General features: G+C 68.8%; 25 protein-coding genes, 1 tRNA gene and 1 riboswitch. Of the genes, 15 read left to right on the top strand and 11 right to left on the bottom strand.

The genetic code is table 11. The features are described from left to right. Window positions 1-10 precede the first annotated feature (10 nt). Window positions 11-613, top strand: a complete 603-nt coding sequence (gene rdgB / locus ABT078_RS29315; RefSeq protein ID WP_351232896.1) for an RdgB/HAM1 family non-canonical purine NTP pyrophosphatase — start codon at window positions 11-13, stop codon at window positions 611-613. A 55-nt stretch (window positions 614-668) separates the two neighbouring features. On the opposite strand, the gene ABT078_RS29310 is transcribed toward rdgB, so the two are convergent. Together ABT078_RS29310 and bcp are read right to left on the bottom strand one after the other, a co-directional pair. Further along, a tRNA-Leu gene (locus ABT078_RS29310) sits at window positions 669-755 on the bottom strand. A 36-nt stretch (window positions 756-791) separates the two neighbouring features. Continuing rightward, window positions 792-1,259 (bottom strand): thioredoxin-dependent thiol peroxidase, encoded by a 468-nt coding sequence (gene bcp / locus ABT078_RS29305; protein WP_351232894.1) that lies wholly within the window; start codon window positions 1,257-1,259, stop codon window positions 792-794. A 142-nt stretch (window positions 1,260-1,401) separates the two neighbouring features. Here bcp and ABT078_RS29300 point away from each other — a divergent pair, with 142 nt between their 5' ends. The 3 genes from ABT078_RS29300 (at window position 1,402) to ABT078_RS29290 (ending at window position 2,603) form a co-directional block, all read left to right on the top strand. Beyond that, window positions 1,402-1,722, top strand: a complete 321-nt coding sequence (locus ABT078_RS29300; RefSeq protein WP_351232892.1) for a DUF3618 domain-containing protein — start codon at window positions 1,402-1,404, stop codon at window positions 1,720-1,722. Between the two features lie 45 nt (window positions 1,723-1,767). Next, on the top strand, window positions 1,768-2,109 hold the full coding sequence (locus ABT078_RS29295; protein ID WP_351232890.1) for a GroES family chaperonin: 342 nt from the start codon (window positions 1,768-1,770) through the stop codon (window positions 2,107-2,109). Between the two features lie 76 nt (window positions 2,110-2,185). Then, window positions 2,186-2,249, top strand: a riboswitch (guanidine-III (ykkC-III) riboswitch). Window positions 2,250-2,282: 33 nt separating this feature from the next. Further along, window positions 2,283-2,603 (top strand): DMT family transporter, encoded by a 321-nt coding sequence (locus ABT078_RS29290; protein ID WP_242337002.1) that lies wholly within the window; start codon window positions 2,283-2,285, stop codon window positions 2,601-2,603. Between the two features lie 98 nt (window positions 2,604-2,701). On the opposite strand, the gene ABT078_RS29285 is transcribed toward ABT078_RS29290, so the two are convergent. Further along, window positions 2,702-5,131 carry a transglycosylase domain-containing protein gene (locus ABT078_RS29285; RefSeq protein ID WP_351232888.1) on the bottom strand — a complete coding sequence of 810 codons (2,430 nt, stop codon included), beginning with the start codon at window positions 5,129-5,131 and terminating at the stop codon, window positions 2,702-2,704. Between the two features lie 206 nt (window positions 5,132-5,337). Here ABT078_RS29285 and ABT078_RS29280 point away from each other — a divergent pair, with 206 nt between their 5' ends. The 5 genes from ABT078_RS29280 (at window position 5,338) to ABT078_RS29260 (ending at window position 10,229) form a co-directional block, all read left to right on the top strand. Next, a complete protein-coding gene (locus ABT078_RS29280) occupies window positions 5,338-6,138 on the top strand; it encodes an ABC transporter permease (protein ID WP_351232968.1) in 801 nt (266 codons plus the stop codon). After that, entirely contained in the window at window positions 6,068-6,934 is an 867-nt protein-coding gene (locus ABT078_RS29275; protein ID WP_351232886.1) for an ABC transporter permease, read from the top strand. The genes ABT078_RS29280 and ABT078_RS29275 overlap by 71 nt, the downstream gene beginning before the upstream one ends. A gap of 12 nt (window positions 6,935-6,946) precedes the next feature. Further along, window positions 6,947-7,963, top strand: coding sequence for an ABC transporter ATP-binding protein (locus ABT078_RS29270; RefSeq protein WP_351232966.1), 1,017 nt, complete (start codon window positions 6,947-6,949; stop codon window positions 7,961-7,963). 115 nt (window positions 7,964-8,078) lie between these two features. Further along, window positions 8,079-8,747: a DUF1707 SHOCT-like domain-containing protein gene (locus ABT078_RS29265; protein WP_351232884.1), complete on the top strand. Its 669-nt coding sequence runs from the start codon at window positions 8,079-8,081 to the stop codon at window positions 8,745-8,747. 75 nt (window positions 8,748-8,822) lie between these two features. After that, on the top strand, window positions 8,823-10,229 hold the full coding sequence (locus ABT078_RS29260) for a DUF445 domain-containing protein (RefSeq protein ID WP_351232882.1): 1,407 nt from the start codon (window positions 8,823-8,825) through the stop codon (window positions 10,227-10,229). Window positions 10,230-10,401: 172 nt separating this feature from the next. Here ABT078_RS29260 and ABT078_RS29255 read toward each other — a convergent pair whose 3' ends face one another. Continuing rightward, window positions 10,402-10,704, bottom strand: coding sequence for a hypothetical protein (locus tag ABT078_RS29255; RefSeq protein ID WP_351232880.1), 303 nt, complete (start codon window positions 10,702-10,704; stop codon window positions 10,402-10,404). A 113-nt stretch (window positions 10,705-10,817) separates the two neighbouring features. Further along, window positions 10,818-11,780 carry a CHRD domain-containing protein gene (locus ABT078_RS29250; protein ID WP_351232878.1) on the bottom strand — a complete coding sequence of 321 codons (963 nt, stop codon included), beginning with the start codon at window positions 11,778-11,780 and terminating at the stop codon, window positions 10,818-10,820. 200 nt (window positions 11,781-11,980) lie between these two features. On the opposite strand from ABT078_RS29250, the gene ABT078_RS29245 reads away from it, so the two are divergent. From ABT078_RS29245 to ABT078_RS29235, 3 genes are all read left to right on the top strand, one after another. Next, window positions 11,981-12,502, top strand: a complete 522-nt coding sequence (locus ABT078_RS29245) for a COG4315 family predicted lipoprotein (RefSeq protein WP_351232875.1) — start codon at window positions 11,981-11,983, stop codon at window positions 12,500-12,502. Window positions 12,503-12,787: 285 nt separating this feature from the next. Continuing rightward, window positions 12,788-13,228, top strand: a complete 441-nt coding sequence (locus ABT078_RS29240) for an SRPBCC family protein (protein WP_351232873.1) — start codon at window positions 12,788-12,790, stop codon at window positions 13,226-13,228. Between the two features lie 65 nt (window positions 13,229-13,293). Continuing rightward, window positions 13,294-13,557, top strand: coding sequence for a DUF1876 domain-containing protein (locus tag ABT078_RS29235; RefSeq protein WP_351232871.1), 264 nt, complete (start codon window positions 13,294-13,296; stop codon window positions 13,555-13,557). Window positions 13,558-13,748: 191 nt separating this feature from the next. Here the strand turns inward: ABT078_RS29235 and ABT078_RS29230 are convergent, their stop codons facing one another. Both ABT078_RS29230 and ABT078_RS29225 read right to left on the bottom strand, forming a co-directional pair. Continuing rightward, window positions 13,749-14,030 carry an acylphosphatase gene (locus ABT078_RS29230; RefSeq protein ID WP_351232869.1) on the bottom strand — a complete coding sequence of 94 codons (282 nt, stop codon included), beginning with the start codon at window positions 14,028-14,030 and terminating at the stop codon, window positions 13,749-13,751. A gap of 85 nt (window positions 14,031-14,115) precedes the next feature. Next, entirely contained in the window at window positions 14,116-14,562 is a 447-nt protein-coding gene (locus tag ABT078_RS29225; RefSeq protein WP_351232867.1) for a hypothetical protein, read from the bottom strand. Between the two features lie 649 nt (window positions 14,563-15,211). On the opposite strand from ABT078_RS29225, the gene metG reads away from it, so the two are divergent. Beyond that, complete coding sequence (gene metG, locus ABT078_RS29220) at window positions 15,212-16,936, top strand: methionine--tRNA ligase (RefSeq protein WP_351232865.1); 1,725 nt, start codon at window positions 15,212-15,214, stop codon at window positions 16,934-16,936. Window positions 16,937-17,065: 129 nt separating this feature from the next. On the opposite strand, the gene ABT078_RS29215 is transcribed toward metG, so the two are convergent. Continuing rightward, complete coding sequence (locus ABT078_RS29215; protein ID WP_351232863.1) at window positions 17,066-17,278, bottom strand: DUF397 domain-containing protein; 213 nt, start codon at window positions 17,276-17,278, stop codon at window positions 17,066-17,068. Between the two features lies 1 nt (window position 17,279). Next, window positions 17,280-18,125 (bottom strand): helix-turn-helix domain-containing protein, encoded by an 846-nt coding sequence (locus ABT078_RS29210; RefSeq protein WP_351232861.1) that lies wholly within the window; start codon window positions 18,123-18,125, stop codon window positions 17,280-17,282. A gap of 221 nt (window positions 18,126-18,346) precedes the next feature. Here ABT078_RS29210 and ABT078_RS29205 point away from each other — a divergent pair, with 221 nt between their 5' ends. Then, window positions 18,347-18,982, top strand: coding sequence for an ATP-binding protein (locus ABT078_RS29205; RefSeq protein ID WP_351232859.1), 636 nt, complete (start codon window positions 18,347-18,349; stop codon window positions 18,980-18,982). A 127-nt stretch (window positions 18,983-19,109) separates the two neighbouring features. After that, window positions 19,110-19,385: a hypothetical protein gene (locus tag ABT078_RS29200; RefSeq protein WP_351232856.1), complete on the top strand. Its 276-nt coding sequence runs from the start codon at window positions 19,110-19,112 to the stop codon at window positions 19,383-19,385. Window positions 19,386-19,446: 61 nt separating this feature from the next. Here ABT078_RS29200 and ABT078_RS29195 read toward each other — a convergent pair whose 3' ends face one another. Beyond that, window positions 19,447-20,814 carry a DNA cytosine methyltransferase gene (locus ABT078_RS29195; protein WP_351232854.1) on the bottom strand — a complete coding sequence of 456 codons (1,368 nt, stop codon included), beginning with the start codon at window positions 20,812-20,814 and terminating at the stop codon, window positions 19,447-19,449. A gap of 234 nt (window positions 20,815-21,048) precedes the next feature. After that, on the bottom strand, window positions 21,049-21,726 hold the full coding sequence (locus tag ABT078_RS29190; protein WP_351232852.1) for a hypothetical protein: 678 nt from the start codon (window positions 21,724-21,726) through the stop codon (window positions 21,049-21,051). Window positions 21,727-21,810 lie beyond the last annotated feature (84 nt).

Genomic DNA, 21,810 nt, shown 5'->3' with positions numbered 1-21,810 from the left:
TACTGGGCGCATGACCCGCCTGATCCTCGCCACCCGCAACGCCGGGAAGATCACCGAACTCCACGCGATCCTCGCCGACGCAGGCCTCGACCACGAGCTCGTCGGCGCGGACGCGTACCCCGACATCCCCGACGTCAAGGAAACCGGCGTCACCTTCGCCGAGAACGCCTTGCTCAAGGCCCACGCCCTGGCCGGCGCCACCGGCCTACCGGCCGTCGCCGACGACTCCGGCCTCTGCGTCGACGTCCTCGGCGGTGCGCCCGGCATCTTCTCCGCCCGCTGGTCCGGCACCCACGGCGACGACACCGCCAACCTGCGTCTGCTCCTGGCCCAGCTCGCCGACATCTCCGACGACCACCGCGGCGCCCACTTCGCCTGCGCCGCGGCCCTCGCCCTTCCGGACGGCACGGAGCGCGTCGTCGAGGGGCGGCTGCGGGGCGTCCTGCGCCACGACCCGGTCGGCACGAACGGCTTCGGCTACGACCCGATCCTCCAACCGGAGGGGTACGACGTGACGTGTGCGCAGCTGACGCCGGAGGAGAAGAACGCGATCAGCCACCGGGGCAAGGCGTTCCGCGCGCTGGTCCCGGTGGTGCGTGAGCTGCTCGCGTGAACCGCAGAACCGCAGAACCGCAGAATCGCGGAACCGCGGAACCGCAGAAGTGATGTGGTGCGGCCGGAGGGACTCGAACCCTCACGGGTGTTACCCCACTGGGACCTAAACCCAGCGTGACTGCCAATTCCACCACGGCCGCGTGTGCCCGGCCATGCTACTGGCCGGGCGTACGGGCTCAGATGCCCAGGTCCTTGATGATCTTCGCGACGTGACCGGTCGCCTTCACGTTGTACAGCGCACGCTCGACCTTGCCGTCCTCGTCGACGACGATCGTGGACCGGATCACGCCGGTCACCGTCTTGCCGTAGAGCTTCTTCTCGCCGAAGGCGCCGTACGCCTCCATGACGGCCTTCGACGGGTCGCCGACCAGCGTGACCTTGAGGTTCTCCTTGTCACGGAACTTGGCGAGCTTCTCCGGCTTGTCCGGCGATACGCCGATGACGTCGTAGCCGGCGCCCGCCAGGACGTCGAGGTTGTCGGTGAAGTCGCAGGCCTGCTTGGTGCAGCCGGGCGTCATGGCCGCGGGGTAGAAGTAGACGATGACCTTGCGGCCCTTGTGGGCGGCGAGCGAGACCTCGTTGCCGTCCGCGTCGGGCAGGGTGAAGTCCGGGGCGGTGTCGCCGGGCTGGAGTCGCTCGCTCATTCTCGGTTCTCCTCAAGGGGTACGGACGTACGGCACCGAGCGTAATAGGGGTGCCGTGGGGTGCGGCGGGCATCGAGCTGACAGACTGTCGATGACGTAGCAGTTGACGACGAAATACGGATACGACCACGGAGGCGGCGCAGTGTCGGATTCCAGGACCCCTGCGCAGATCGAGGCGGACATCGTCCGCCGGCGTGAGCGGCTCGCCGAGACACTCGACGAGATCGGGGTGCGGGTGCACCCGAAGACGATCATCGGGGACGCGAGGGCCAGGGTTGCCGCGACCGTGGACCAGACCGCAGGGCAGGCGTTCGTCGCCGTGAACCGGGTGGTCACGGACATGAAGGGCCGTTTCGTGCACAGCGACGGCGCGCCCCGGCTGGAGCGCGTGGTGCCGGTGGCCCTGGTCGTCGTCGGGGTCGTGGGGGTGCTGGCGCTGTCCGCCAGAAAGCGGAAGGCGTGACCCCGGCGAGGCGTGCGACGAGGACGGACAGGTAGGTTCGTGGTCGTGAGCGAGAACACCCACCACGACAAGCTGCCGATCAAGATGCTGCACGACCGGGTGCTGGTCCGGTCCGATGCCCCGGAGGGCGAGCGGCGCTCCGGCGGCGGCATTCTGATTCCGGCGACCGCGGCGGTCGGCCGCCGTCTCGCCTGGGCGGAGGTGGTCGCGGTCGGGCAGAACGTCCGCACCGTCGAGGCCGGGGACCGGGTGCTGTACGACCCGGAGGACAGGGCGGAGGTCGAGGTGCGCGGCGTCGCGTACATCCTGATGCGCGAGCGTGACCTGCACGCGGTGGCCGCCGACCGGTTCGAGGGCGGCGAGGACACGACGGGGCTGTATCTGTAGGCGACACCTGCGGGCGAGCCCGGTACGGGATGCGAAAAGGGCCTGGTGACCGGTGTCACCAGGCCCTTTCGCATCCGTTTGCTACCTTTGGGGGAACCCGACGAGACGCGCCGTACCGGGCATCGCAAAGACGACGCACCCCGCACGAAGTCCGCGTCTCGGAGGTGCCTGTCATGGCCTGGGTTCTGCTTGTCGTCGCCGGTCTGCTCGAGGTCGGCTGGTCGATCGGGATGAAGTTCACCGACGGTTTCACCCGGCTGTGGCCCAGTGTCTTCACCGGCGCCGGGATCGTCGCGAGCATGTTGCTGCTGTCCTACGCCGCGAAGTCCCTGCCGATCGGAACGGCGTACGGGGTGTGGGTCGGCATCGGCGCGGCCGGTGCGGCGGTGGTCGGCATGGTCGCGCTGAACGAGCCGGCGACCGCGGCGCGGATCTTCTTCGTGGTGCTGCTGCTGGTCGCGGTGGTGGGCCTGAAGGCGACGTCGGGCCACTAGGGCCTGCGCTTCCCACCAGGGCCCGCGTTTCCCACCAGTGCCCGCGTTTCCCTCGGCCCGACCTTTCCCGATGCGGCGGGCCGAGGGGAAACCCACGGTCAGAGCCGCCGCGGGAACACGCTGAGACCGTCGTCGTCCGGGGCCGGGACCCGGGTGGGGCCGGGGTCCGGGGTGCCGGGGCGGGAGGCAGGGCCGGTCCTCGCGGGGCCGTCCGACGGAACGGAGGCCGCCGGGCCGGAGCCCGACGGGCTCGGCGTCGGCCCGTCCGTCCGCCCGTCTCCGCCCACCGCACCCGTCCCGTCCTCGTCCTCCTCGCCGGGCGACTCCGACGCGTCCGGCGAGAACGACGAGTCCGGCGCCGGAGGCCACTCCTCGTCGACCCCCTCCTCCAGCACCAGGTCGAACTCCTTCACCTCGCCCCCCTCCAGCGCCGCCGCCGTGAACTGCCCCCAGATCGCGGCAGGCCGCCCGCCGCCGCTGATCCGGGGATCCCCGAGCGCCCCGTACAGCGGCTTCTGCTCCGCCGTGACCGGGTCCTGGCCCATCACGGCGACGACCGTGGCCAGTTCGGGTGTGTAGCCCGCGAACCAGGCCGCCTTATCCTCCTCCGCGGTCCCTGTCTTTCCGGCCGCCGGCCGGCCCGCGGACTGCGCCGCGGTGCCCGTGCCCCCCTCGACCACGCTCTGCAGCATCGACGTCGTCGTGTCGGCCGCCTCCCGGCTGACCGCCTGCCTGGTCCGCGCGTCGGGCAGCTCGATCTCCTCGCTGCCCTTGGTGATGGTCTCGACGAGCGTGTACGTGCCGTGCCTGCCGTGGTTGGCGAGCGTCGCGTACGCCTCCGCCATGTCGAGGACGCTCGCGGTGGCGACACCGAGCGCGATGGACGGCGACGCGTTCAGATCGGGGGTGTTCGCGGGGATGCCGAGCGCGACGGCGGTCTCCTTCACCTTGCCCGGACCGATGTCCTGCGCCATCTGCGCGTACACGGCGTTGACCGAGTGGTCGGTGGCGTTGCGGACCGTGATGGGGCCGTACGAGCGGTTGTTCTCGTTCTCGGGGGCGTAGCCGGTGGGCCCGCTCGCGCCGTACACCTCGCGCTGGTCGGTGCCGTCGTAGACGGTGTGGGGGGTGATGCGGCGGCCGTCCAGGGTCCGCGAGCCGTGCTCGACGGCGGCGGCGAAGACGAACGGCTTGAAGGTGGAGCCGACCTGGTAGTCGCGCCGGGTGGCGTTGTTGACGAACTGTTTGGTGTAGTCGATGCCGCCGTACATGGCGACGACCTTGCCGGTGGCCGGGTCGATCGCGGCGCCGCCGACCCGGACGTTGCGGTCCTGCGGCCGGCTCGCGCTTCGCCGGGACATGACGTGGTCGTCGACGGCCTTGACGAGGGCGTCCTGCTTCGGCTTCTCCAGCGTGGTGGTGATGCGATGGCCGCCGCGCGCCAGGGTGTTGTCGTCGATGATGCCGTTGCTGGTGAGGAAGTCCTCGACGGCCTGGACGATGTAGCCGCGCTGGCCGGACAGACCGGTCGCGGGGCGTGCGGTCTGCGGCATCGGGAACGCCATCGTGGCGCGCTCGGCGGTGCTGAGCCATCCCCGCTCGACCATCCCGTCGAGCACGTAGTTCCAGCGGGCGTGCGCGGCGCGCATGTTCTCGGGGCGCGTGGTGACGTCGTACGCGCTGGGGGCGTTGAGCAGCGCGGCGAGATAGGCGCCCTCGGCGGTGCCGAGTTCGCCGACGTCCTTGGAGTAGTAGGCCAGCGCCGCGGCCTGGATGCCGTAGGCGTTGCGCCCGAAGTAGCTGGTGTTGAGGTAGCCCTCGAGGATCTCGCTCTTGCTCGCCTCGCGATCGAGCTTGATCGCGATGAAGAACTCCTTCACCTTGCGGGTGACGGTCTGCTCCTGGACCAGGTAGTAGTTCTTGACGTACTGCTGGGTGATGGTGGAGCCGGACTGCTTGCCCTTGCCGGTGAGGGTGTTCCAGCCGGCGCGGACCATCGCGAGGGGGTCGATGGCCCGTTCGGAGTAGTAGTCGCGGTCCTCGGCGGCGAGTACGGCGTGCTGGACGGTGTGCGGGACCTGCGCGAGATCGACGTTCTCGCGGTTGACCTCGCCGTCGCGGACGATCTGGGTGCCGTCCTTGTAGAAGTAGACGTTGGACTGGGCGGTGGCGGTGGCGTTGGCGGGCGGGATGTGGACGAGCATGTAGCCGGCGACGAAGCCGGCCATGAGGATGAGCGCGCCGACCAGGAACGTACCGAGGAGCGTCCGCCACGAGGGTACGAGGCGCCGCAGGCCCCTGCGCCGGAGGTCGGGCCGGGGGCCTTCCTGGGCCGCCTCGCCGCTGTCGCCCTTGCGTCCCCGGTGGACCTCGTCGCCGTGATGGCCCGGGTGGCCATGGGGGCCGTAGTAGCCCCTGCCGTTCCCGTTGCCCGCGTGGCCGTTGCCGTGGGGCGCGGGCCACGCGTTCGTCAGGTCCCGGGGATCCCAGCCTCGCTGCGGTGGCTGCTGTGGCTGCTCGTCGCTCATGTCGGTGGTGACTCCTCGGCCCCGTTGTCACAGACGCTGTCATATCGGGCGATTGGCTTGGTGTGCCCATACTGCACTTCTCGCCCTTCTAACCCCCGGACCGCCGCTGGGAATACGGTCGCGTGGCCGATCCCGCTGGACTAAGGTCGTGCGCTTTGGCGCCGGCGGGCGCCGGCGATGCCGACGATCGCGGAAGGGGGGCTATGGTGCGGCTCTATGCGGTCGTGCTGGCCGGTGGGTTCCGGCGCTATGCGACGTACCGGGTGGCAACGGCGGCAGGGGTGTTCACCAACACCGTCTTCGGCTTCATCGTGGCGTACACCTATACCGCCCTGTGGGATGAACGTCCGCAGCTCGGGGGTTACGACCTCTCCCAGGCGCTGACCTATGTGTGGCTCGGTCAGGCCCTGCTGATGACGTGCGCCATGATGGGCGGCGGCTTCGAGGACGAGCTGATCGAGCGGATCCGGACGGGTGACATCGCCATCGACCTCTACCGTCCGGTCGACCTCCAACTGTGGTGGCTCGCCGGCGATTTGGGCCGGGCGGCATTTCATCTGCTCGGCCGCGGCGTCGTACCGATGCTGTTCGGCGCGCTCGCTTTCGAGCTCGCGCTGCCTGGTGACGCGCTGACGTGGCTGGCCTTCATGCTCTCGGTGGCGCTCGGCGTCGTCGTCAGCTTCGCGGTCCGGTACGTCGTGGCCCTCTCCGCGTTCTGGCTGATCGACGGGGCGGGCGTCCTGCAGATCGCCTGGCTGGCCGGGCTCTTCTTCTCGGGGATGCTGCTTCCGCTCACCCTCTTCCCCGGCGCCCTCGGCGAACTGGCGCTCGTCCTGCCCTGGTCCGCGCTGCTCCAGGTCCCGGCGGACGTCTTCCTGGGCAAGCACACGGGGTGGGGGCTGTTCGAGGCCTACGCCTTCCAGGCGGGCTGGGCCGTTGCACTGCTGGCCGCCGGGCGGCTGCTGCAGTCGGTCGCCACGAGGAGGGTGGTGGTGCAGGGTGGTTGACGGGCTGCGCGCATACGGGCTCATCGCCATGATGTGGATGCGCTCGACGATGGCGTACCGCGCCTCCTTCGCCATGACGGCGCTCGGGAACTTCGCGGCGACCTCGTTCGACTTCGTCGTGATCATTCTGATGTTCGCGCACACGGAAGCGCTCGGCGGGTACAGCCTGCCCGAGATCGCGCTGCTGTACGGGGTGTCGGGCACCGCCTTCGGCCTGGCCGATCTGCTGATGGGATCGATGGACAAGCTGGGGCGGCGGGTGCGCGACGGCACCCTGGACACCCTGCTGGTGCGGCCGGTCCCGGTCCTCGCCCAGGTGGCGGCGGACCGCTTCGCGCTGCGCCGCCTCGGCCGGATCACGCAGGGGCTGTTCGTCCTCGGCTACGCGCTGGTCGCGCTCGACATCGCGTGGACGCCGCTGCGGGTGGCGGTGGTCCCGATGATGGTGCTGAGCGGGGCGGCGATCTTCGCTTCGCTGTTCGTGGCGGGCGGGGCGTTCCAGTTCGTCGCCCAGGACGCCGCCGAGGTGCAGAACTCCTTCACGTACGGCGGGAACACGCTCCTCCAGTACCCGCCGACGATCTTCGCGAAGGACCTGGTGCGGGGTGTGACCTTCGTCGTACCGCTGGCCTTCGTCAACTGGCTGCCCTCGCTGTACGTCCTGGGGCGGCCCTATCCGCTGGATCTGCCGCCGTGGCTCGCCTTCGCGCCGCCGCTCGTCGCGGCGTTGTGCTGTGGGCTCGCCGGGCTGGCATGGCGGACGGGCCTTCGTTCGTACCGGAGCACGGGGAGCTGACGCGCCATGGACATGATTGACGACGGCACCGAGGACGTCGCCGAGAACATCACCGAGGAATTCATCGAGGACTTCATCGAGCTGGACGCCGTCGAGAAGGTCTTCGACGTGCGCCGCAGAGCGGGCCTCCTGCGCCGCGAGAAGACACAGGTGCGGGCGGTCGACGGCATCAGCTTCCGCGTGCCGCGCGGCGAGATGGTCGGCTACATCGGCCCGAACGGCGCGGGAAAGTCCACCACCATCAAGATGCTGACGGGCATTCTGACGCCGAGCGGCGGGCGGCTGCGCGTCGCCGGAATCGACCCGTCTCGCGAGCGGACCCGCCTGGCGCGGCGCATCGGCGTCGTCTTCGGTCAGCGCACCACGCTGTGGTGGGACCTGCCGCTGATCGACTCGTACCGCCTGGTCCACCGCATGTACCGGATCCCCGACGCGCGCTACCGCGCGAACCTCGACCGGTGCGTGGAGCTGCTGGACCTCGGCGAGCTGCTGAACGTGCCCGTACGGCAGCTGTCGCTCGGGCAGCGGATGCGCGGCGACATCGCGGCGGCGCTGCTGCACGACCCGGAGGTGCTCTATCTCGACGAGCCGACGATCGGGCTCGACGTCGTGTCGAAGGCGAAGGTGCGTGAGTTCCTGCGGGACCTGAACGCCGAGCGGGCGACGACCGTGCTGCTCACGACGCACGACCTCACCGACATCGAGCAGCTGTGCAAGCGGGTCATGGTCATCGACCACGGCCGGCTGATGTACGACGGTGCCCTCGCCGGGCTTCACGAGGTGGGCGCGAGCGAGCGGACGCTGGTGGTCGACCTGGACCGGGAGCTGCCGCCGATCGAGGTGGCGGGGGCGCGTCCGGTCCGCGTGGAGGGGCCGCGGCAGTGGCTGTCCTTCCCGGCGTCGGAGTCGGCGGCGCCGATCGTGGCGGCGATCGCGGCGGAGTATCCGCTGGTGGACCTGTCGGTGCGGGAGCCGGACATCGAGGCGGTGATCGCGAAGATGTACGCGGGGGAGAGGCCGGCGCTGTGAGCCGCGCAGCGGGTCGACCGCCCGGTGTGGTCACCCCGTGAGCGACCGTGAATTCCCGGTACGGGGCGGCGCGAGACCCGGGCGGTGCACCACCCCTGTTGATTAGGCTTCTCGTATGACGAGCGATCTTCCGGAGATGCGTGCCTCCGATGCCGAGCGTGAGCGGATTGCCGAGCGCCTGCGCGAAGCGGTGGCCGAGGGCAGGCTCGACATGGAGGAGTTCGAGGAACGGCTGGACTCGGCGTACAAGGCGCGTACGCACGGGGAGCTGGAGCCGCTCGTACGGGACCTCCCGGCGCCGGGCGGGCCGGTCGGGAGCCGGTCGCAGCTCGCCGCCACGGACTCCGCGGGCGGCCTGGCGACCTGGTCCAGCCGCATCGGAAAGCCCGCGACCTCGAAGGGAGCGTTCGCCTTCTGGGGCGGATTCGGGCGCAAGGGCACCTGGACGATCGGCCGCAGGTTCACCGCCGTCGTGCTGCAGGCGGGCGGCGAGATCGATCTGCGCGACGCGAACTTCGAGGACCGGGAGATCGTGATCCGCTGCGTCACGATCATGGGCGGCATCCAGATCACGGTCCCGCCGGACCTGGATGTCAACGTCAAGGGCTTCGGCTTCATGGGCGGCTTCGGCGAGACGGGCTCGGGCGACGCCCAGCCGTCGCCCGGCTCGCCCCGCGTCACGATCACCGGCTTCGCCCTGATGGGCGGCGTCGGCGTCGAGCGCAAGCTCCGCAAGGCCGACAAGCAGAGACTGAAGGAGGCCCGCCGGCGCGAGCTGGAGTGAGGGGGGAACTCGGCGTGCGTCCCGGGAGTACCTGAGGTAGGGAAGGGACGATACGTACAGGGACGGGTGGAGCGGATGGAACGCACAGACCTCTCAGAACCGGACGCGGCACCGGAGTCCGGGAAGGGGACGGGCGACGGCCGTGACCGCGGCCGGGGCACCGGCACCCGTGCCGGCGCAGGTCCCGCCGGGGTCGGAGGCCGCACCAGCCCCCCTCCCTCCTTCGCCTTCACGGCCGACGACGAGGAGAAACGCCGCGGCGTGCGCCGGATGAAGCTCACGGCCACCGGCCTGCTCCTCCTCGTGACGCTGATCTTCGTGCTCGCGACCTGGGCGAAGAACTCCGGCATCGACGGCTGGCCCGGATACGTCGCCGCGGCCGCCGAGGCCGGCATGGTCGGTGCGCTGGCCGACTGGTTCGCGGTCACGGCGCTCTTCAAGCACCCCCTCGGCATCCCCATCCCGCACACCGCGATCATCCCCACCAAGAAGGACCAGCTCGGCACCTCGCTGGGCTCCTTCGTCGGGGAGAACTTCCTGTCCGGCGATGTCGTACGGACCCGGCTCCGCGCCCTCCAGCTGGGCGCCAGGCTCGGCGCCTGGCTCGCCGAGCCCGCGCACGCCGACCGCGTCACCGCCGAGCTGTCCACCGCCCTGCGCGGTGCCCTCACCGTCCTGCGCGACTCCGACGTCCAGGCGGTCGTCGGCGAGGCCATCACGCGCCGCGCCGAGGCCGCGGAGATCGCGCCCGGCATCGGCAAGACCCTCGACAAGGTCGTCGCCGACGGCGCCCACCACCGCGCCGTCGACCTGATCTGCACCCGCGCCCAGCACTGGCTGATAGAGCACGGCGACTCGGTCATGGACGCGGTCCAGGGCGGGGCACCCGGCTGGACCCCGCGCTTCGTGGACCGCAAGGTCGGCGAGCGCGTCTACAAGGAGCTGCTCCGCTTCGTCACCGAGATGCGCGATTCCCCCTCGCACCCCGCGCGCGGCGCGCTCGACCGCTTCCTCGCCGACTTCGCCGCCGACCTCCAGGCGGACACGGAGACCCGGGCGCGGGTGGAGCGCATGAAGTCGGACCTGCTGGCCCGTTCCGAGGTGCAGGACATCATCGCCTCCGCCTGGTCCTCCGTACGCGCCATGATCATCTCGGCGGCGGACGACGAGCGCAGCGAGCTGCGGCTGCGTGCCCGCACCTCCCTCATGTCCTTCGGCGCGCGCCTGGCGACGGACGGCCGGATGCAGCAGAAGCTGGAGGGCTGGGTCGAGGAGACCGTGGTGTACGTCGTGACGACGTACCGCGCGGAGATCACGTCCCTGATCAGCGACACGGTCGCCGGCTGGGACGCCGAGCACACGTCCCGCAAGATCGAGGCCCACATCGGCCGTGACCTGCAGTTCATCCGGATCAACGGCACCGTCGTCGGCGCACTGGCCGGCCTCGTCATCTACACGGTGGCCCACGCATTGGGCGCGTAACCGGACCCTGTCGTCCGGTTACGCGCCCAGCCACCGTGGGGAGTGCCCTTGTGTACGTACGGGATGCCGCGGCCGTTCAACGCGGTCCCGGTTTCTTCGGGCGGGCGCCGAGGGCGTCCGGGATGACGTGGGCGTCCGGGGCGCTGTGGACGTGGTTCGGTGGGCCGGCCCCTCAGCGGTCCCCGCGCGTGACGGCCCACGACGCCAGCGCCACGCCACCCGCCACGGCGAACACCGCGGGCCACGCCCCCACCTTCTTGGCCAGCGGATGCGATCCGGCGAAGGCGGCGACGTACGCGGCGCTCAGCCCGGCCGCGGCCTTCCCGCCTGCCTCCTGCTGCCACTGCCGGGCGGCCACCGCACCCGCGGCGGCCAGCGCGACCCCGCCGAGCGGGCGCTTGCGGGTCCAGCGGGCGACTCCGTAGCCGCCGATGAGGCCGCTCGCCGCGACTGCGCCTGCCGGAATCCTGGCCATGGTGTGCCGCCCTTCGTTGAGTCTTCGGCTGAGTTTCGAGCCTGAAGGAGCCTAAAGGAGCGGTTTCGGCAGGTGCCGGTCAGGGGGACGCCGGGCTCGGTTCGCCCGCCGGCTCAGCCGAAGAGCTGCCCGCGCACGGCCCCGTCGGGGAACTCCGCGGTGTGGATGTTGGAGTAGTAGGCGCTCGGGTTGTCGCGGACCCGCTTCACGACGTCCGGATTCTGCCCTTCGAGACGTCCGGAGACGGCGAAGATCCCCTCGGGCACCGGCCGGTTGAAGAAGTCGAAGACGACGTCGCCGTTCTTGCCGAAGCGTCCCTTGTGGAGGTGCCCCTTCGACGGGCTCTGGATGCCGACCCAGGCGAAGGAGTAGTCGACGGCCGTGCCCATCGGGTGCAGGAACGTCACCGCATGCCCGTCCGGGTCGCCCACCTTGGACGCGTCGTTCTTCGGGACCTCCTGGTCGCCGTTGGAGAGCGCCCGCAGCTTGCCGCCCTTGATGATGTGCAAAGGGTTGATGCTCTGCTTGAGCGGCTCGAGCCGGCCACGGACCGCCCCGCCGGGGAACTCCGCGCTGTGGAGGTTGACGTAGAAACCGGAGGGGTTCGCCACGATGCTCTTGGCGAACTCGGCGTCGGTGATCGCGACCTGCCCGGCCGCCGAGTGCACCGTGTCCGGCATCGCGCTGCCGAAGAGCGGCACCTTCACGGCGCCGTTCTTGCCGGCCGCGCCCTCGTGGATGTGGCCGAGGCTCGGTACGAAGCCCTTCCAGCGGAGCGCGAACGTGACCCGGTCGCCCTCCACCTTCACCAGTGCGACGGCCTTGCCGTCGGGGTCGTTCACGGCTGGGCCGCCCTGGACCGGGACCTCGTCGGCGCCGGAGAGCTCGGCGGCGAAGGCGACCGCCCTGCCGGTGGCCGGCTTGGTGAACGTCGTGGTGGCGTCGCCCGCCTTCGTATCGGTACTGGCACCGGAACCGGAACCGGAACCGGAACCGCGACCGTCGCCCGAACCGTGGTCGTGCGAGCCATGGGCCATCGCCGGGGCAACACCCGCAACACCGACCACAATTGCCACGGCTGCCACTGCAAGAATGCGCTTCTGCATTGTTCTCGTCCTCCCGTTGGGCCCGGCCCGAGTGGAGCCGGGTTCGCCGGGGAGTACGCACGTCGACTTGGGCTCGTTCAACGTAGAATTTCTCGAATTCGATTGAACCGTGGGTCAGTTGCAGGCGTACTACCTGGCGTACCCACATACATCACATCGGGGGGCTCACCATGCGCAGGACACGCACCGGGACACACACCGGCAGGCGTACCAGGACCACGATCGTCGCCGCGTCCGCGGCCGCTCTCGCCGTGCTCGCGCTGAGCGCATGCGGCGGCTCGTCCGAGCCGGAGGGCGGGCCGTCGGACTCGCCGTCGAAGCCGCGCACCGCGGCCGTCTCGGTCAAGGTGTCGGACTCGCCCTTCGGCAGGATCCTGGTCGACGATTCGGGCCGTACGCTGTACGGATTCACGAAGGACAAGCCCGGCGCCGGGAGCGCCTGCGACGCCGACTGCATCGCGGTCTGGCCGGCCCTCACCTCCGCCGAGGACGTCGCGGCGGGCAGTGGCGCCGACGCGTCCCTGCTGAAGGAGATCAAGCCGGCGGAGGGCGCCGAGCAGGCGACGTACGGGGACTGGCCGCTCTACTACTACGTCGGCGACAGGGCGCCGGGCGATGTCAGCGGGCAGGGCCTCGACGGCGAGTGGTTCGTGATCGGGGCGGACGGAAAGCTGATCAAAAAGGCGCCCTGACGCCACCTGGAAATTCACCGCTCCATTCATTTGGGATGATCGGGAATTCCGATGAGTTGATCGCGAATCATCGCCGCGCACACAAACCTGCGCGGCAGGAATTCATCTCCGTCTCCATCTCCGGCTCGGACTCCCGGGCCCTCCGCGCCGCCGCATTCCCGGTGATCGCTCCGCCCAATTCCCCTGCGGTGGACGACTGCCGGGAATGTCGCTGTTTTCCCGTCCGTACCTGGTTGCGGTGGCGAGCTGCGGAACGCACCCTGGAGGAGGAGACGGGAGTTCGATATGCCCAATCTCGAGGAACAGATCGACATCACGGCGCCTGGTGACGTGGTCTGGGACCACCTGCATCAGGTCGAGGACTATCCACGCTTCGTCGGAGGAGTCCGAGATGCCCGGCGCGAGGGTGCGTCGGGCGTACATATGGATCTGGAGACCCGCGGTGCGGTCCAGGGACTCGACGCCGACACCAAGGACCTCAGACCCCACGAGACCATGACCTGGAAGACCACGGACACACCGCACCTGAGCGGCTCCGTGTCGCTCCTCCCGATCGACGCGACCCACACCCGGGTGCAGGTACGCATGGAGTACGACCCCTCCGAGGCACATGACGCCTTCGGGGGCCCCAAGGGATTTGCCCAGTCGTCCGCCATCGAACGGACCGTCCGGGAGGATCTCCACCAGTTCAAGGACCTGGTGGAGAAGGCACATCCCGCCAGATGACCACCCACCCCACCCAGGCCCCGCGCGCCGGGGCTGACGGAACCGTACGGCGAAGGTGATCCGTCATGACGCAGCACTGGAACATCGATTTGTCGTTCGAGGAAGACGGGACCCGCACCGCCTGCACGGCCTCCCTCAACGGCACCAATGCCCCCGGCGTCGAGGGCAAGGGGATAGCCAGGCGGAGCCCGGGCGACACCCCGGACGCCAAGATCGGCGAGGAACTCGCCGCCGCCCGCGCCTGCTCCGAACTGGCCCACGAGCTCGTGGGCCGGGCGGCAGCGGACGTGGAGACCCACACCCACAGGCCGGCCGACATCTCCATGTGAGCCGGCATTGCCATGTGACATGTGACCGACAGCGACAGACACCGACAGACACCAGGGGCCGGGCGTGACGCCCGGCCCCTTCGTCATGCCCTCGGCTCCCTGGCGACCCCACGCCTCGGCTCCCTGACGACCCCACGACGGACGTCCTCACGATGTCCGCCCCTGACGGACGTCCCTCACGACGTACGCGGTCAGGACCAGGAACTCCGTACCTCGAACCCGCCGCCGAGCCCTTCGGGCTCCTCCTCCGAGACCTCCACGCCCTCCACCACTGCGGCCGGCGGCCCTTGCCGCGCCCACCGCACGAGGGTCTCGACGGCGTCCGGCTCCCCCTCGAACACCGCCATCACACTCCCGTCCTCCAGGTTCCGCACCCACCCGGAGACGCCGTACTCCTGAGCCACACGCCTGCACGTGTCCCGGTAGAACACGCCCTGGACCCGCCCAGTCACGACCACGCGCTTCCGCACCATGACCTCCGGATCGTACGAGCCGCAGGAGCGTGGGCACGGCGCCGACGCGGCACGGCGCGCCTCGGCGCCTATGGGCGCACCCGCCTCAGGGCCAGAGTCGGTACGTCACGTCCTGCGCTGTCTGCGCCGGCTTGCTGTCGGTGGTGAAGACGATGCGCAACTGGGTGAACCTCATTTGCCCGGGATCCTTCTTCCACGGCTCCGGGCTCTGCAGCGTGACGTCCACGGGGTAGGAGTGGAACTTGCCTGCGGCGCAGTAGGGGATGCAGTCGTTCACGTAGTTGAGCCCACTGCCCTTGGCAGAGGTCCGCCCCCACTCCGACCACTTGAGCTCGGTGAGTCCGTTGTTGCCGTCCCCGCAGGCGATCAGGTAGTCGCCGGGACGCACCTGCGGATTCATGAAGCAGTCGATGACCACCACGCGGTCGCCCGGCTCTGACCTCGCGGAAACGGACGCGGATGCCGGTACGAGTGCTGCTGCGAGCGACGTGGCGGCAACCAGGACCGCCGTCATCAGCTTGTGTCTCTGCATGTCTGCTCCCCAGCGTCTTTCCGAGCCCACGTGGCCCTCCGTGTACACCTTGCTCCGCCCCGCCCTGCAATGCGCGCACCCGAAGCGCGCGCCGGACGGGCGCTGCGGACCTCCTCCCACCGGTTGCTCCTGTATCGACGCTACGACCGCGCCCGGGGACTCACCACCTGCGCAGGTCACGGCTTCACAGAACCGCGCATACCTGAACGTAATCGTCGGCTCGTCGTCACGCCGTGATGCGCACCGACCAACGCCAACTCCCCATGGAGCACGCGGCCTTTGCGGCCGTCGACAGCGACGTCACGACTGCTCACCGCCCGTGACAAGACGTATCGGGCGGGCGGTGCGTGCCGATCTGTGGCATTGACGGACCCTGAAATGGGAAATGCCTCGGCCGTACGGGACTCGCCTGGCCGCCTGTCTCGAGCGGCCGAGTGCCTGGTCGGCCTCCCGGACGGGGCTCGAAAATCCGCAGGAAGGGCAAACCCCCGGTTCGATACGATAACGGTGGCTTGTCGACCCGACCCGTTACCGTGTGTGACGTATGCGTGCGATCCGAGTGGTCGCGTCGGCTGCAGCCTCCCGATTTGGCCCGCCGCGGCATCGTCACCGTCCCCGGCACCGTACGCACGAAATGGAGCATCCCAGGATGGCTCGACACCTGGTCACCAGCGCGCTTCCCTACATCAACGGGATCAAGCACCTGGGCAACATGGTCGGGTCGATGCTCCCGGCGGATGTGTACTCCAGGTACCTCCGCCAGCGCGGTCATGACGTCCTCTACATCTGTGCCACCGACGAGCACGGCACGCCGGCCGAGCTGGCCGCGAAGGAGGCCGGACTGTCGGTCGCGGAATTCTGCGCCCAGGCCCATGACGCGCAGAAGGCCGTGTACGACGGGTTCGAGCTGGCCTTCGACTACTTCGGACGCAGCTCGTCGCAGCAGAACGTCGAGATCACCCAGCACTTCGCGCGCAAGCTGAACGAGAACGGCTTCATCGAGGAGCGCGCGATCCGCCAGGTCTACTCGCCTGTCGACGGCCGCTTCCTGCCCGACCGGTACGTCGAGGGCACCTGCCCGCACTGCGGCTACGACAAGGCCCGCGGCGACCAGTGCGAGAACTGCACCCGCGTCCTCGACCCGACCGACCTGATCAACCCGCGCTCGGCTATCAGCGGCTCCACAGAGCTGGAGGTCCGCGAGACCAAGCACCTCTTCCTGCTGCAGTCCAAGCTGCAGCACGAGGTCGAGGCATGGATCGACGCGGTCGGCGAGGAGTGGCCGCACCTGTCCACGGCCATCGCCCGCAAGTGGCTGACCGAGGGCCTGCACGACCGCGCGATCACCCGCGACCTGGACTGGGGCGTTCCGGTCCCGGCCGACACCTGGCCGGACCTCGCCGCTGAAGGCAAGGTCTTCTACGTCTGGTTCGACGCCCCGATCGAGTACATCGGGGCAACGAAGGAATGGGCGGACGCCGCCCCGGACGGCGAGACCCGCGACTGGAAGTCGTGGTGGTACGAGGCCGACGACACCGTCCGCTACACCCAGTTCATGGCCAAGGACAACGTCCCCTTCCACACGGTGATGTTCCCCGCGACCGAACTCGGTGTGCGTGAACCGTGGAAGAAGGTCGACTTCGTCAAGGGCTTCAACTGGCTGACCTACTACGGCGGAAAGTTCTCCACATCCCAGAAGCGCGGCGTCTTCACGGACGCCGCCCTGGAGATCCTGCCCGCCGACTACTGGCGCTACTTCCTCATCGCCAACGCCCCCGAGTCCGACGACTCGTCCTTCACCTGGGAACACTTCACCGCCACGGTCAACAAGGACCTGGCCGACACCCTCGGCAACTTCGTCAACCGCGTACTGTCCTTCTCCCGGAAGCGGTTCGGTGCCGAGGTCCCGGCGGGCCACGCTGCCGGCGAGGCGGAAGCCAAGCTGGGCGAGGAGATCGCGCAGCTGCTCGCCGAGTACGAGGAGCACATGGAGGCCCTCCAGTTCCGCAAGGCCGCGGCCGCGCTGCGTGCCCTGTGGTCCGCGGGCAACTCCTACCTGGAGGAGAAGGCCCCCTGGCTGGAGATCAAGACCGCCCCGGACGGCGCCGCGCTGACCCTTCGTACGGCGATGAACCTGATCCACCTGTACGCGGTCGTCTCAGAGCCGTTCATCCCGTCCTCCGCCGCTGCCATGCGCGAAGCCTTCGCGCTGCAGGGCGACACGGCAACCTGGGCGACCGCCGAGCAGGCCAAGGCCCTGAGCACGGTCCCGGCCGGCACTGCGTTCACCGTCCCGCCGGTGCTCTTCGCGAAGATCACGGAGGAGGACCAGGAGTCCTACCGTGCCCGCTTCGGCGGCGCCGAGGACGCCTGACCGGACTGCTCGCCGCCCGTACCGCCGCGTTGTCGTCGGGCGGTACGGGGAGTGCGGCGACCGGGCGGCGCGGCAATCACGGCCACCCCGGACCGGCGGACGGTCAGTTGGGCAAAGTGACCTGCCGCGTCAGCCGACTCGTCCCGCCCCAACGGCACTGGCAAAGTCGCGCCAGGCTCGTGTGGTGAACGCGAGCCGGGGCCCCAGCGGATCCTTGCTGTCACGTATGGCGGTTCCCTCAGGCACGCGTGCGGCCTCCACACACTCAGTCTCATTTGCGCCGCTGTACGACGACTTGAACCACCTCAGCTCGACACGTCTGACAGGGTTCGAGGGCGCCATCTCACATCTCCTCTTGAGCGCGTCTGATCACGTCCGACGATGCGTCGATGTCCAACGCTTGCGCGCGCAGGTATTCGAACGCAAGCCGATAGCGCTCAAGTTCGTGTTCCTTCTCCATGAAGACCGAGCCCACATGAAGGTCGACGTACACGACGTCGAGTGACGGCTCAGCGCCGCCAAGGATGACAAAGCTGCCGAGGGCGGCACCATGGGCTCCGCGAGAGAAGGGCAGGACCTGCAGTGTGATGTTCGGCGCCTTGGTGGCCTCGGCGAGATGGCTGAGCTGCTCGCGCATGACCTCTCGCGAGCCCACAGCACGGCGGATGACCGACTCGTCGAGGACTGCCCAAAGATGGGGAGCATTCGGCCGGGTGAGGATCTCCTGCCGCTTCATCCGGATGTCCACGAGCCGCTCGATCTCAACCGGCGAGCGCCGCATCTCGTTCGCCTGCTGCAGTGCGCAGGCGTAGGGGCGGGTCTGAAGCAAGCCCGGCACGTACACGGAGCAGAAGTGGTCCTCTCGTACGGCCTCGTCTTCGAGGGTGAGGAGGAGGTTCATGCTCTCGGGGATCGAGTCGTGGAACGAGCTCCACCAGCCCTGCTGCTTGGCGTCCTTGGCAAGCGCGACGACAGCCTGACGCTCCGCTTCGCTCGCTCCGTACTCGCGGCAGAGTGCATCCACGACGAGCCACTTGACCGGCCCCTCCTGGGTCTCGTAGCGGCTGACCGTGGCCTTTGACACGCCGACGCGCCCACCGGCTTCCTCAAGCGTCATGCCGGCACGCGCACGCAGCTTGCGCATGGTCGCGCCGAGTTGGCGCCGTCGCGTCGTGGCCCTCGTGGGCATGGTGCCTCCCCTAACTGTCCCGTCGCGCTGGGACGGGATAGCGCCAGTCAGGCTAGGTGGCAACGACGTTGACGAACCAGCGGATTCACCCGACTGGGTTTCGTGAGAAGTTACACAGCAAGACTTCTCGCTGCCATACTCGCAGCGAAAGCACTACGCAGCGTCGCCGTACGGACACGGTGGGCGCAGCGCTGTCGTTGTGCGGGAGGGAGAGTCTCGACATGGCCGACTACGGAATCTCTGAACCCAGGCTCCGCAGCGTCCTGCCGTTCAAAGCGGCGCCGGCGGAGGTGCGGAATCTCAGGAAGGCGGCGCGGTCGACGCTCGTTCGGTGGGGCGTGGATCCTGTCGCTTGTGGCGAAACGGAGCTCGCCGTCAGCGAGCTCGCGACGAACGTCCTCAAACACGTCGGCGAGGGCAGCGCAGCGACGCTAGTCCTTGAATCGCTCCAGCACGTGATTCGGGTGGAAGTCCACGACGAGAGCCATGCGGTGCCGTCGCCGACGCCCCCCGGCTGTGAGGCGGAGTGCGGGCGCGGTCTCCACCTCCTAGCCGGGATGGCCGCAAGGTGGGGCACGCTCATGACGGCCACCGGCAAGGCGGTGTGGTGCGAGCTGTCGCTGGAGCCGTCGCGTCAGTGCGTACGGGTACAGCGCGCTGCTGCCGTGCTGGAGGGATACCGGCAGGCGGCGGGGAGCCGGAACGTGGTGCCGACGTACCCGGTCATGGAAGAGTCGGTCACCGATCTCATCGCCGACCTTCTCCACTGGTTGGCGGCCCAGGGCCGGGACCCAGACGACATCCTCGACCGGGCGCAGATGCACTTCGAGGCGGAGCAGGAGGCGGACGTGGCGTAGGCTGCCGTATGCCCTGAGTTCAGCGAAGTGCGTGATCGCATCCGGGTTGAGATGGTCAACCGCTACACCGACCGCGTCCCGGAACGGTTAGGTCCTGTACGGCAACCAGGTCCACGAACACCTCTTCATGGTCCTCATGCGGAGCCTCGGCGAGCCGGTCGACAGCGCCCCGCTCCGAGTCTCGACCAGCGACAAGATCCACACGGAGCGTCACACGATGGAGCTCCGGGAGCTGGAGTTCAACATCGTGACGTCAGAGGCGGACGGCAACCAGTACTACACGCTGGTCGACCTGCAGATCGACAACACGAAGCTTCCTAAGCTTGTCGAGAATGTGATACGCGACTCCAGGGCACTCACCAGTGCCGACAAGCACAGCTTGATCGTCAAGCCGTCAGAGTGACAGATCGACGGCGGGCCGACCCGGTAGCCTCGGCGTCTCGGCCCGCCGCTCACTCAACCCCTCAGCTGATCTTGGCGCGGTGCTGCGCGAACTGGTCGTGCCGCTGGTGGTTCTCTTGGCCGATGAACGCCTTGAACTCCCCGATGCGGTAGGCGATGGCCCCGTTGGACCGCGTTTCAGTGGTCAGCTCGAAGTCGTGGCCGAGATGATTCAGATGGCGCTCGACGTCTGGCTGGTCCATCTGCGTACCGAGTTTGGCCAGCCTGCCGATGATCTGATCGACTGTCAGTGCCCGGACCTCGCCGCGAAGCTGTTTGTACACCGGGTCCAATACGGCATCAGTCGTCTCCACGAGGCGCCGCGTCTCGCCGATCTTCAAGATCGCGCTCCGGATCGAGTCCCCCAGCGCTTTCGCGACGGGCGGAGGGAAGGCGTTGCCGATCTGGCGGTAGACGGCGGTCTTACGGCCGGGGAACTCCCAGCGGAACTCCTGGACCTCCTCGGACCCGTCAGTCTTGACCGGCCGGATATCGTCCCAACCCTGGATGCGGGCCACCATGGCGGTAGTGAGCTTGGGGCCGGGAGCGCCGTCTGCGGGCCGCCAACCCCTTTCCGGCGGGGCGTCCCTCACACCCATCGCATCCACCCCCAGTTCCGCCCATGCGCGCTTCGCGCGGGTCGGGCCGAGGTCGGCGCCACCGTGCCTCTTCGAGCCGCCGACGATCGTGGGGGCAATGGCGTTGGCCTTCTTGACCCACTCGTCGACTTGCTCCTCCTCCCAACCGTTGCTGCCCATGAGGTCCCTGAGGAGTTCACCCACTGTCCTGGGCTCCTCGTCGAGCGGCTCCGGCCACCTGAAGTACTCGGCGTACTCGGGCTGGAGGGCGACAAGCACGAAGCGGGGGCGGAGCTGCGACACCCCGAACTCGTTGGCATGCAGCAGTTTCCACTCACCGATGTAGCCGTAGTCCCGCAGCTTGTCGAGTACGTGCTGCCGATAGCCGGCGAACCGGTTAGCGCTGAGTCCCTTCACGTTCTCAAGAAGGAGGGCCTTCGGCTTGATCCTTCCGCAGAGCTCAACCGCCCAGGCGAACAGATCGCGCTCGTCATTCGCGCCCAGCTGCTTTCCAGCGATGCTGAAGGGCGGACACGGGACCCCCCCTGCCAGCAGGTCCACTTCCGGGTGCTGGTCCGGCTTCCAGACCTCGGGATCGGCTACGTCCCCGATTTGTACGGTTTTCTCTACCTCGTCTTCGCTATAGCCGAGGAACTTCACCAGGTTGTGCTTCAACGTTGCGGCGGCATGCTGGTCCAGCTCCACTGCGAGGCGGTGGCGGAACCCAGCCCGCTCCAGCCCAAGCGTCTGGCCTCCGGCGCCGGCGCAGATCTCGACAACCTCGAGGCGCTTCGTGCCCTCCGACGCTGACATTTGAATCTCCTTCCAGACGCGCAGGCTGGGCCAGCGCACAGGCCGTAGGGCTCGGCCGCACGTTCACAGCAGGTATCCGACCGAACACGGACCCTTCGGCAGCACACTAACCACCGACCTTCGGCGGCGGCAGCTGATCAGGATGGTGAGCCGGACAAGGTTACGAAGTCTACGGCGCCCCACTGGTATGCCCGAATCCCAGTTGCCTCATGTGCCTGGCGCGGGCCGGATCGATCAGTTCTCGAGCGCTGCTCGCACCTCGTCGCGAGCAGCGGCCGGAAGGCGCCGGTAGGTATTCCAAGCGCGGTCCAGGTGGGTGGAGCCGCGCCTGCCGCGCTCGATCCACCGCAGGAGTCGGCGCTGGTCGCGAGGATCCAGCTCCTTGATGTCAGCAACGGCTTCATCGGCCCGGGCTGGGCGGTCGTCAGCACCTGCTCGACATCGCTTGCATTCAGTTACCAACAGGGTCTCTTCCCGGCCATCTGGAAGCACCGTCTCGCGACGGGTGACCGACAACACAGCCGTCTGGTTCGAGTCGTCGATGTACTCCTCGCCCCCTGAGATGCCGCAGAGCGTGCACATGTAGTGATCGCGGGCCATGGAAGCCTGCTTCTCCCTGCTGGACACAGCCTTCTGCGGCGCTGAAGCCCGGCGGGCGGCCGGGTCCCAGACAGGGACCCCGGCCTTGACGAAGCGCTGGTCTTCGGCTGTGAGCGTCGCGTCTTCAGAGCTCGTGCGCAGCACCCATCCGTAGTCCCGCAAGTCGCGGATGCGGCGGTCGGCCTGGGAGACGCCTGGAAAGGCGCCGCGGAGCTGGCCCTTTGTGTACGTGTTCCCCTCGCCGATGACCTGCACTAGCCAGAGCGCTCCACGGACCATGGTTCCGGCCTTGAGTTCGGGGTCGTTCCACACAGGGAGGGGCACCACTTGCTCCGTTCTCCATTGTCAGCGAGCCGATTGTCTATGATCGCAGGCCCGTTGTCAGCGGATCCTGCC

The sequence above is a fragment of the Streptomyces sp. NPDC002133 genome, assembly GCF_040296405.1.
GTDB lineage: Bacteria > Actinomycetota > Actinomycetes > Streptomycetales > Streptomycetaceae > Streptomyces.
The sequence above is the reverse complement of the archived record's forward strand: the minus strand, read 5'-3'. Positions and strand labels throughout refer to the sequence as shown.

Excerpts from the sequence above, each read along its gene's own strand:
- ABT078_RS29205 (WP_351232859.1), top strand. The coding sequence starts at position 18,347 with ATGGCCGACTACGGAATCTCTGAACCCAGGCTCCGCAGCGTCCTGCCG.
- ABT078_RS29260 (WP_351232882.1), top strand. The coding sequence starts at position 8,823 with ATGGAACGCACAGACCTCTCAGAACCGGACGCGGCACCGGAGTCCGGG.
- ABT078_RS29270 (WP_351232966.1), top strand. The coding sequence starts at position 6,947 with ATGATTGACGACGGCACCGAGGACGTCGCCGAGAACATCACCGAGGAA.
- ABT078_RS29285 (WP_351232888.1), bottom strand. The coding sequence starts at position 5,131 with ATGAGCGACGAGCAGCCACAGCAGCCACCGCAGCGAGGCTGGGATCCC.
- metG (WP_351232865.1), top strand. The coding sequence starts at position 15,212 with ATGGCTCGACACCTGGTCACCAGCGCGCTTCCCTACATCAACGGGATC.
- ABT078_RS29245 (WP_351232875.1), top strand. The coding sequence starts at position 11,981 with ATGCGCAGGACACGCACCGGGACACACACCGGCAGGCGTACCAGGACC.
- ABT078_RS29240 (WP_351232873.1), top strand. The coding sequence starts at position 12,788 with ATGCCCAATCTCGAGGAACAGATCGACATCACGGCGCCTGGTGACGTG.
- ABT078_RS29215 (WP_351232863.1), bottom strand. The coding sequence starts at position 17,278 with ATGGCGCCCTCGAACCCTGTCAGACGTGTCGAGCTGAGGTGGTTCAAG.
- ABT078_RS29235 (WP_351232871.1), top strand. The coding sequence starts at position 13,294 with ATGACGCAGCACTGGAACATCGATTTGTCGTTCGAGGAAGACGGGACC.
- ABT078_RS29290 (WP_242337002.1), top strand. The coding sequence starts at position 2,283 with ATGGCCTGGGTTCTGCTTGTCGTCGCCGGTCTGCTCGAGGTCGGCTGG.
- ABT078_RS29195 (WP_351232854.1), bottom strand. The coding sequence starts at position 20,814 with ATGTCAGCGTCGGAGGGCACGAAGCGCCTCGAGGTTGTCGAGATCTGC.
- bcp (WP_351232894.1), bottom strand. The coding sequence starts at position 1,259 with ATGAGCGAGCGACTCCAGCCCGGCGACACCGCCCCGGACTTCACCCTG.
- ABT078_RS29230 (WP_351232869.1), bottom strand. The coding sequence starts at position 14,030 with ATGGTGCGGAAGCGCGTGGTCGTGACTGGGCGGGTCCAGGGCGTGTTC.
- ABT078_RS29200 (WP_351232856.1), top strand. The coding sequence starts at position 19,110 with ATGGTCCTCATGCGGAGCCTCGGCGAGCCGGTCGACAGCGCCCCGCTC.
- ABT078_RS29265 (WP_351232884.1), top strand. The coding sequence starts at position 8,079 with ATGACGAGCGATCTTCCGGAGATGCGTGCCTCCGATGCCGAGCGTGAG.
- ABT078_RS29210 (WP_351232861.1), bottom strand. The coding sequence starts at position 18,125 with ATGCCCACGAGGGCCACGACGCGACGGCGCCAACTCGGCGCGACCATG.
- ABT078_RS29255 (WP_351232880.1), bottom strand. The coding sequence starts at position 10,704 with ATGGCCAGGATTCCGGCAGGCGCAGTCGCGGCGAGCGGCCTCATCGGC.
- rdgB (WP_351232896.1), top strand. The coding sequence starts at position 11 with ATGACCCGCCTGATCCTCGCCACCCGCAACGCCGGGAAGATCACCGAA.
- ABT078_RS29225 (WP_351232867.1), bottom strand. The coding sequence starts at position 14,562 with ATGCAGAGACACAAGCTGATGACGGCGGTCCTGGTTGCCGCCACGTCG.